Consider the following 9,942-nt stretch of genomic DNA (forward strand, 5'->3'; position numbering starts at 1 on the left):
GGGTCCGACAGGCCGAACCATTGCTGAAGGAAGTGGATGCGCAGCATTGCCTCGACCGCGAACGGGGGACGGCCGCGCTTGCCTTCCGGGGCGTACGGAGCGATCAGCATCACCAGATCGGCCCATGGCACCACACGGTTCATCTCGTCCAGGAATTCGCGCTTGCGGGTGCGCTTGGTCGACAAGTTCAGTCCAAGGTCAGTTTGTTTCATGCGCCACATGCTCGCTGGCTCGACGATTCATTGCAAGCACATCCGCCGGCTAATTGTGCAGAGCATCCCTAAGGTTTAGCAAAAAATTTCGCTGCGTGCCGAACTCCCAGATCGAATATGAATCTGATTCGAATCCTGGGAGATTTGAGGAACTTGCGGATGAGCACACCGGACTTCTTTCGCAGCCGCCTGGACGGGATGACTGATCTTCGGCATCCGCTGGCAGTGCTGGCGAGCCGGATGCCGTGGAACAGCATTGAGGCAGCCTTGGCGCCAGTGCTTGCGCGCAAGGCGAAGGATGGCAGCAACGTGGTCGGCGAGGACTTGTTCGGACCGATGTTGGCGGTGGCTGGTGCAGGCATCAGTGCCGCAGGCCGGCCTCGCCTTCCGATCCGGCTGATGGTCGGGCTGCTCTACCTCAAGCATGCCTTCAACGAGAGCGACGAGTCGGTGTGCGAGCGCTGGGCGGAGAACGTGTACTGGCAGTACTTCTGCGGCGAGGAGTACTTCCAGATGCGGCTGCCGTGTGACCCGACCAACTTCGTGCGTTTCCGGCAGGCTCTGGGTGAGGCTGGCGTCGAGGAACTGCTGGCCACCACGATTGCTGCCGCCGTGCAAATGAACGTGATCAAACCGGCTGAGTTCGAACGGGTCGTCGTCGACACCACGGTGCAAGAGAAGGCCATTGCCTATCCGACCGACAGCCGTCTGCTGGAGGTAGCGCGGGCCAAGGTGGTGCAACTGGCCAAACGCGCCGGCATCGAGTTCAAGCAGACCTTTGGCAGGGAAGGCAAGTCGTTGCGATTTCGTGCGGGTGGTTATGCGCATGCCAAGCAGTTCAAACTGCTGAGAACCGTGCTCAAGCGTCAGCGCACCGTGCTCGGCCGCGTACTACGGGACATCGAACACAAGATGACGGCGCTTGCCGAGGACCAGCAAGAGCGTCTGCGTCCCTGGCTCGAACGTGCCCGACGCATTGCGCAGCAACGCGTCAAGGACAAGAACAAGCTCTACGCCCTGCACGCACCCGAGGTGAAGTGTGTCGCCAAGGGCAAAGCCCCCCAGCCGTATGAGTTCGGTGTGAAGGTGAGTTTGGCAATCACTGCCAATCAGGGACTCATCGTCGGTGCTCGCAGCTTTCCTGGCAATCCTTACGATGGTCACACACTACACATCCAACTCGAGCAAACCGCTATCCTGCTTCAGGACCTGCCGGGATCGCGCAAGCCCCACACTGCTATCGTTGACCTCGGTTATCGCGGGGTCGATGCCGAAGTGACGCCGGTGAAGGTGATTCACCGCGGCAGAATCAAAACCATGAATCGTCGCCAGCGCAGAATGCTTAAACGTCGCCAGGCGGTCGAGCCTGTCATCGGCCATGTCAAAGCGGATCACGGCATGCGTCAGGGCGAAATCGGTAACGCCGTCCCCTATCCTCTGTGCCGCAGGCTTCAATCTCCGTTGGCTGCCGCGAGCAATTGCCCGCCTGGGCATCCGCGGGCGTTCTTTTTTTTCGTCTTGACTCTGCTCACAGGTATGGCTCGATCCGCCAGGAATGCAGCCAATCGACCTTGCCCGCATTGCCGCAGTCAACCGATGGGGCGACCAGAATCATCCACCCTCCAGCCACGCTGGGCCCTCAGACTGAATTTTTCAGGTCCGACTATAGAATCCGTGTGGCCGCCTGTGCTGCAATAAATGATGGGCTGGTTTGCTCGTGCGAATATTCGGTGCATTTTTTCTGAGTTTATTCAGCATGGCGGAGGCGTGCCTAAGGGCATGACCAGATTTGCGTGTTTGACGCTGGGTGTCAACATACTTGGAGGTGATAAAGCTCAAATGATCAGCTATCGAAGGCGTAATGGGCGCCATCTTTCAGGCAAAGCGACAGTGCTTGCTATTGCTATCTCCATTGGCTACCTATATGGCTGCGCGGGCTCGCGGTCGGCATCAGATGCTGCCAGAACACCGGAGGCTTTTCTCGCAGCGATCAATAACGTCATTGAGCATGGCGATTTAACAAATAGCGAACTATTGGCGGAAAGCTTTCGACTGAAATTTAGCCACGGAGAGCCGCATCAAGCCTTTCATCCGAAAACTAATGAGTTAATTGGAATCCGACGGGATTTCAAGATCGCATCGGCGTCTCAAGAAACTTTTCTTTATTCAACAACTCCCAGCGCGTCATATGGAACCCTTGCGCCGAGTGATGGAGGGCTGCCGAGGGTGTCATTTGGTGATTATCTTGATCGAAATAATATATGTATAACTCGTGGCGTGCTCTTTGATAAATTCGGTCGAGGTATATCACATAGAAATTATGATCACCCGGGTGAGGACTATTTTTATGGATTCAATTACAAGGAGAATTGGATTGAGTTGATAGTTGGCTTCTCTACGATTGACTGTGCAACAAATATCAGTTTATTTCAAAACAGGAAAATGGTTGAGTTACCATGACAAGTAATCAGATTATCACGGGCAATGAATCAATGTGGGGTAACGTCCGACTCTCAACGAGTCAGATTGCACTTATAAACAAGAGTCCAACTCTTGTGTCCCAGCTATTGGATTACCAGGCGGCAGTTGCTGCGGGATCATTGAACCCAATTGTTCAAGGGCCCGATGGCAGCATGTTCTTCAAGGAAGGGGGAGGAATTACGTTTGCTAGCAATTGGAAAACTTGGCCGGATGGCGAGGTCATCGGTAGCTTGGCCCATGAGATCGGTCATTTCGCGAATGTGAAAGCCGACACTGACTTCAAATCGGCGTATGCAGTTCCGTCCAGTAGTCCAGACGCCTATGCGATGAGCGCCATGGTCGGCCTGCATCAAGAGGGCGAAGCAGTCTATAACAACTGGGTGGTTCAGCGGGAGATTCTGAGCAATAATGGTCCGCAGATTTATTTGGCGGGCGAGTATAAGGCGAATCCTGATGGTAGCGTTAGTAGTACCGGGCTTCAGTCGTTACTTGATACGCAACATGCCACGGATATTCGCTCCAGTAGCCTTATCGGTTCTGATCGGCAGATTCTGATTGATAGTGCAATGGGCGTCTATGCGACCTTGCCGAACAGTGTTAACTGGCAGGCCTACTTCAATTATTACGGCGCAGCCAGTGGCGCACAGGCTCCCGCGCCTGGAACCCTTCAATCGGTCACCTTTACGAACAACAACGCGACCAATCAGATTGGTTCGATGTCGGAGAACTACTCATCCGGTAATACGATCCAGGTAAAGTTCACTGGAACAGCGCCGAGCACGTCGACCGTTACGAATCCATCTGGCAATCTGCTTACCGAAAATGTCTATACTAGTGCGACGGTCAATGCGAATAATGCAACCGTTAATCTTCTGAATGGCGCCACCGCTACAGTGAACGGCACTGGCAACACCATTAACGCCGGCAATAATGTCACGGTCACGGCGAACGGTACAAACAACACCATCAACACCGGTGCCAATGACCTAGTCTGCACCAGCAACAACGTCTTCAATGTGGGCGCCAACGTGGCAACGTGGCAGACCCTCAAGGTGTGGGGTGATACGACAGGCACCGGCCAGTTCCAGAGCGGGCAACTGTACACCCTCGACCAATTGGGTATTGCAGGGATCAACCTGGATGCCACGCACATCAGCCAGGACAGCAACGGCAACACCATCCTGGATGACGGCACGTACACGCGCGCCGATGGCACCACGGGCGACATTGCCGGGGTCAATCTGATGTTCAATCCGGGCAACGGCCAGACGCCTAGCGCGGCGGATACCTTCGCCCAAAAACAAGTGAATCAGTTGATTCAGGCAATGGCCGCGTATGCGCCGGACGCAGCCGGTAGCATCGTTGCGCAGGCGCTGCCCCAGGATCAAACCACACTGCAACTGGCGGCTCATTGATACGTCACCCCGACGGTAGCAGACGGCGCCCTTGCGAGGGCGCCGGTTTTTCTACGCTTGTCGATAGCCACCCCGTCTAACAAGAACAATTTCGCACTGATCCATGGGTTCGAACGAAAACCTGGCGCGTCTCGACGATGCCGGCTTGGCTGCGCTCGTGCTCATCGCACGATTTCATGGCATTGCTACGGATGCCGCGCAAATCCGCCATGCCGCCGCGCTCGGTGGCGAGTCCTTCTCTGAGGCCGATCTGGTATTAGCCGCTCGTGGCATGGGCCTGAAAGCCCGAGCAGTGGCGCTGGTGGCAGATCGGCTTGGCAAGACCCCATTCCCGGCCTTGGTGCTGGACAGTGCGGGCCGGCATTTCATTCTCGCCGGTTCCGATGGCAAGACCGCGCTGATACTGGAGCCCGGCATGTCGGCGCCCGCACCCAAGCCGATCGAAGAGATAGTGGCGCGTACGAGCGGGCGCATCCTGCTTTTCACCTCGCGCGCCTCCCTGGCAGGCGAGCTGGCTCGCTTCGATTTCTCATGGTTTATCCCGGCGGTGGTCAAGTACCGCCGCCTGCTGCTGGAAGTGCTCGGCGTTTCGATGGCGCTGCAACTGTTCGGGCTGGTGTCGCCACTGATGTTCCAGGTGGTGATGGACAAGGTGCTGGTGAACCGCACCTATAGCACCCTCAACGTGGTGTGCCTGGCGCTCCTTGTCAGCTCGGTATTTGAGGTGTTGCTCACGGGCCTGCGCAACCATGTATTCGCGCACACGACCAACCGTATCGACGTGGAACTGGGCGCGCGCCTGTTTCGCCATCTTGTAGCCTTGCCACTCGCCTATTTCGGCGCGCGGCGTGTGGGCGACACCGTGGCACGCGTGCGGGAGTTGGAAAGCATTCGAAATTTCCTGACCGGCCAGGCGCTGACCGCGCTCATCGATCTGGTGTTCTCTGTGGTGTTCCTCGCTGTCATGTGCCTGTACAGCGTCTGGCTCACGCTGATGGTGGTTCTGTCCTTGCCGCTCTACGGTGCGATTTCCGCCTTCATTACGCCGTTGCTGCGCAAGCGCCTGAACGACAAGTTCGCCCGTGGCGCGGATAACCAATCGTTCCTCGTGGAATCGGTGTCCGGGATCGAAACGGTCAAGGCCATGGCCGTGGAGCCGCAGTTCGTCAAACGCTGGGAAACCCAGCTCGCGGCATACGTCGCGGCGGGCTTCCGTGTGACCTCACTCGGCAACGTCGGGCAGCAGGCGATTCAATTGGTGGGGAAGCTGGTGACGCTCGGCACGCTGTTTTTTGGAGCCAAGCTCGTCATCGACGGCAAGCTGACCGTGGGCGCGCTGATCGCCTTCAACATGATGTCGCAGCGCGTGAGCGCCCCGGTGCTGCGCCTCGCGCAACTGTGGCAGGATTTTCAGCAAGTCGGTATATCCATGAGCCGCCTCGGCGACATCTTGAATACGCGCACGGAGCTGGCGCAAAGCCGGCAAACGCCGCCGTCCATCAAGGGCAGCATCGTGTTCGAGAACATCCGCTTCCGCTATCGCGCGGACGGCCCGCCGATCCTCGATGGCGTGAGCCTGGGGATCACCACCGGCCACGTCGTGGGTATTGTCGGGCGCTCGGGCTCAGGCAAGAGCACGCTCACCAAACTGCTACAGCGACTCTATCTGCCGGAGCAGGGCGCGGTGCGTATAGATGGCATCGACCTCGCGCTGGCCGATCCCTCCTGGCTGCGCCGCCAGATCGGCGTGGTGTTGCAGGAGAACCTGCTGTTCAATCGCTCGATCCGCGACAACATTTCGCTCACCGATCCCGGCGCCCCGCTGGAGGCAGTCATGCAAGCGGCGAAGCTGGCGGGAGCGCACGATTTTATCTGCGACATGCCGGAAGGGTACGACACGGTGGTCGGTGAACACGGCGGCAACCTTTCGGGCGGCCAGCGGCAGCGCCTGGCGATTGCACGGGCGCTGCTGACCAATCCGCGCGTGCTGGTGTTCGACGAAGCCACCAGTGCGCTCGATTTCGAGACCGAGCGAATTATCCAAAACAATATGAAGGCCATCTGCGCCGGACGCACGGTGATCATCATCGCCCACCGGCTCACCGCCGTGCGCCACGCCGACCAGATCATTGCCATGGACGGCGGCCGTATCGTGGAACGGGGCAGGCATGAGGAGTTGCTGGCACTGGGTGGCTACTATGCCCATCTCGTCTCGTTACAGGACAGCGGACTATGAGTACCCCCGGCGTATCCCAATGGGCGGCGCTGCGTGAGCCGCTGCGCCGCTACGCCAGCGTATTCCGGGCGGCCTGGCACATCCGTCGCGAGTTGGACGCGCCCAGTCGGACCCCGCACGAACTGGCATTTCTCCCCGCCCATCTGGAATTGGCGGAAACGCCAGCGCATCCGGCGCCCCGCTGGACAATGCGAATCATTGTGGCGCTAACCGGACTGGTGTTATTGATCGGCATCTTTGGCAAGCTCGATATCGTGGTAACTGCCAAGGGGAAATTTGTACCCAATGCGCGGGTGAAGGTGATTCAGCCGGCGGTGACCGGCGTCATTCGCGAAATCCTCGTGCGTGATGGCCAGCGCGTGGCGGCGGGCCAGTTGCTGGTGAAGCTCGACACCACTCAGGCCGCCGCCGATGCGGACAAGGCGTACCTCTCCCGCGTCGATGCCGGCCTCGGTGCGGCCCGTGCGCGGGCGCTGCTTGGCGCGCAGGAAATCAAACAACCGCCGCAGGTTGTGCAGGTGGATGGCGCGTCGGAAGACCGAATGCGCGAAGCCCAGCATCTGGCCAATGGCGCCTGGCGCGAGTATCAGGATCGCATCGACAGCGCGCAGGCAGAGCTGCACAAGCGCGAGGCGGCGCGGGACAGCACACGGGCCGAAGTGGCACGGTTACAGGCCACCGCGCCGCTTGCGCGCCAGCAGGCCATGGACTATAAGGCGCTGGTGGCTGACAAGTATGTGGCGCGTCACGATTACCTGGACAAGGAACAGAAGGCCCTGGACCTGGAGAACGAGCTGGCGGCCCAGCGTGCCCACGTGCTGGAGCTTACGGCCGGTATCGCCGAGCAGCGGGCCGAACTGGGGGCGCTAGCCTCGAAGTTTCGGCATGACCAGCTCGATGAGCTGGAGAAACACACCCAGCAGGGGGCGCAGAGCCGCAACGATGAGACCAAGGCGCAGACGCGCCAGGAACTGATGAGCCTCACCGCGCCCGTGGCCGGCACGGTGCAGCAACTCGCCGCGCACACACTGGGCGGTGTCGCGACCACGGCCCAGGCGCTGATGGAAATCGTGCCCGACGACACGCTGGAGGTCGAGGGACAACTGGAAAACAAGGATATCGGTTTTGTGGACGTGGGCCAGGCTGTCGCGGTCAAGGTGGAGGCGTTTCCCTATTCCCGCTATGGCTTCATCGAGGGCACGGTGCTCTCCGTGTCGAATGACGCTACCAACGACAAGAAGCTTGGGCTCACCTTTCCGGTGCGTATTCGCCTCACCACTAACCGCATCCGGGTGGAGAACCGCTGGATCGCGCTCACGCCTGGCATGGCGGTTACGGCGGATATCCGTACCGGCAAGCGCACGGTGGCCGAATACTTCCTAGGCCCCGTGATCGAGGCCGCTCAGGAGAGCTTGCGTGAACGCTAGACGCATCCCGCTCACCCTCATCCTGGCCGGGCTATGGGGGCTGGTCCAGGACGCGCAGGCCTTCGACCCGCTGCGCGCGGAGCAGCACCTTCCGGCCACCCCTGCCGGCGCGCTCATTCCGGACATCGCCGGATGTCGGGCCGGGCCGCCAGTCTCGCCGCTGCTCCTGGGCGAGGCCGTCGAACGGGCGCTATGCGTCAACCCAAAGACGCGCCAGGCTTGGGCCGATGTCAAGGCCCAGGCCGCTGGCGTGGGGACTGCGCGGGCAGGCTACTTGCCGACCGTGAACGGCACCGGGCAGTACGTGCGAGACGGGGCGAGGACGGATGTGACCAGGCATCCGAATCTGAGTTCGGCCACGCTCGCCAATGTGGGCACCGGCAACGTGGCATTGAATTGGGTGCTCTACGATTTCGGTGCGCGTAGCGCTGCCGTGAGCAGCGCATCGGCATTGCTGGCTGCCGCACAATCAACGCAGGATGCCACCGTGCAAAGCCTGTTCGTGACCACGGCCAAGGATTACTACACGGCCCAGGCGAGTGCGGGCGCCTTGGTTGCGGCGCGCGATGTGGAGGCGATGGCGGCGAACAGCCTCCGCGCGGCCTCGGGGCGGGTGGACAAAGGCGTGGCGCCCATCTCGGATGCCTTGCAGGCACAGACGGCCTATACGCAGGCGGTACTAAACCGCGCCAAGGCGGACGGCCAGTGGCAAACCGCCGTTGGCACGCTCGCTGCTGACATGAATCTATCGCCGGACGTGCCGCTCACCCTGCCCGGTGTGGGCGACGAGGTGAGGACGGACGCGCAGTTCACCCAGGCGGTTGGCGAGTTGATCGAGGGCGCCAGGCAGGCACATCCAAGCGTGATGGCCGCCGAGGCCCAGGTGGATGCGGCGGCGGCCAGGGTTGACCAGACGCGCGCCGAGGGCATGCCCAGCCTCGGCCTGGTATCCCGCTACAGCCTGAACAATCAGCCAGCTACGCTAGGGCTCGGCGTCCCGAGCTTTCCGGCTACCGGACGCGACTGGTATGTCGGGATTCAGCTCACGATCCCGTTATTTGAAGGTTTTGGCCGTTTGTACCGGATCCATCAGGCCCAGGCACAGCTCGAACGCGAGCACGACGGTCTGGATGCTGCGCGCCAGCAGGTGGGGCTGGAGGTGTGGAGCAGTTATCAGGCCGTTCGAACCGCCACGGACAGCGTGAAGTACAGCGCAACGCTACTCGATACTGCGCAGCAATCCTTTAACGCTGCCGAACATCGCTATCAGGCCGGCGTCGGCAATATTCTCGAACTGCTGAATGCGCAAACGGCGCTGGCCAATGCCAAGCAGCAGCGCGTACAGGCACTGGCCGATTGGAAAGCCACGCGGTTGCGGCTGGCGGGCAGCCTGGGGCGGCTTGGCATGAACAATGTACAGGTGGAACGATGAACGAAACCGCCACGGCATTTGCGAAGGGAGAAAGTAAATCCATGTCAAAGCATCTCTCTTTGCTTCTGGCCTTCGGGGGCCTTGCTCGTCGCGGCCTGTGCGCCCCTCGCTGAGAGGGAACCGAAGCAGCATCTTCCAGAGGTCGTGCAGAAAAGCGAGCGGGTGATTCTGGTGGAAGGAAATCCCGACGATCCGGTCAAGCTCGAAGTCACGCTGTACACCCGGCCGGGTCCGAGTCCATTTCTTGCGGTACTAAACCACGGCTCATTCCTGGAAAACCACACGATTTCGTTTTAATTTTGCGACGGGCTATTTGCTGTCGCGCGGATATGTCGTGGCCGAGCCCATGATGCGTGGCTATGGTAATTCGGAAGGCTACCTCCGTCGGCACGGATGCGATGCCGTGGCAAGCGGTATGGATGCGGCCAAGGACGTCAACGCGGTTATCGGCTATCTAAAAAAACAGCCCTATGTAGATTCCGCCAAGGATACTCATTGCCGAAGAGAGCGTCGGTGGATGGAAGACCTTGGTCGTTGGTGCGTTCAACCCATCCCCTTATACGGAAGTAGGACCGTCTCCGCGGCGAGGCTTGGAGCTTGAAGTCCCGGGAATTTCGAGGTAAGGGGGTTGTTAACTTCGCCAGACTCGCGTTTACTCTCGGATTTTCGCGCAGCAATGAGCAACGAGTCGGGGGCATGGGTGGACGAGGAATTCGAGAGTCTGGATCTTGGTGATCCG

Annotated in this window: 6 protein-coding genes and 1 pseudogene; 6 read left to right on the forward strand and 1 reads right to left on the reverse strand. The window is 59.8% G+C overall.

What is annotated here, in order from left to right:
- Positions 1–212 (reverse strand): transposase (locus A3AG_RS31075; protein ID WP_167332255.1); only part of this gene is annotated, 212 nt, incomplete at its 3' end.
- Positions 213–371: 159 nt separating this feature from the next.
- Between A3AG_RS31075 and A3AG_RS31080 the strand changes: the two are divergent.
- From A3AG_RS31080 to A3AG_RS0100750, 6 genes and pseudogenes are all read left to right on the forward strand, one after another.
- Positions 372–1,734 (forward strand): annotated as a pseudogene (locus A3AG_RS31080) (IS5 family transposase).
- Between the two features lie 176 nt (positions 1,735–1,910).
- Entirely contained in the window at positions 1,911–2,672 is a 762-nt protein-coding gene (locus tag A3AG_RS32645; protein WP_145987296.1) for a hypothetical protein, read from the forward strand.
- Between the two features lie 173 nt (positions 2,673–2,845).
- Positions 2,846–4,108, forward strand: coding sequence for a hemolysin (locus A3AG_RS32650; protein ID WP_145987295.1), 1,263 nt, complete (start codon positions 2,846–2,848; stop codon positions 4,106–4,108).
- A gap of 103 nt (positions 4,109–4,211) precedes the next feature.
- Entirely contained in the window at positions 4,212–6,344 is a 2,133-nt protein-coding gene (locus tag A3AG_RS0100740) for a type I secretion system permease/ATPase (RefSeq protein WP_012354590.1), read from the forward strand.
- Positions 6,341–7,771: an HlyD family type I secretion periplasmic adaptor subunit gene (locus tag A3AG_RS0100745; protein WP_012354589.1), complete on the forward strand. Its 1,431-nt coding sequence runs from the start codon at positions 6,341–6,343 to the stop codon at positions 7,769–7,771. Before A3AG_RS0100740 ends, A3AG_RS0100745 begins: the two co-directional genes overlap by 4 nt.
- Positions 7,761–9,203, forward strand: coding sequence for a TolC family protein (locus tag A3AG_RS0100750; RefSeq protein ID WP_012354588.1), 1,443 nt, complete (start codon positions 7,761–7,763; stop codon positions 9,201–9,203). The genes A3AG_RS0100745 and A3AG_RS0100750 overlap by 11 nt, the downstream gene beginning before the upstream one ends.
- Positions 9,204–9,942: the final 739 nt, after the last annotated feature.

This window comes from Cupriavidus neocaledonicus (assembly GCF_000372525.1).
Lineage (GTDB): Bacteria > Pseudomonadota > Gammaproteobacteria > Burkholderiales > Burkholderiaceae > Cupriavidus > Cupriavidus neocaledonicus.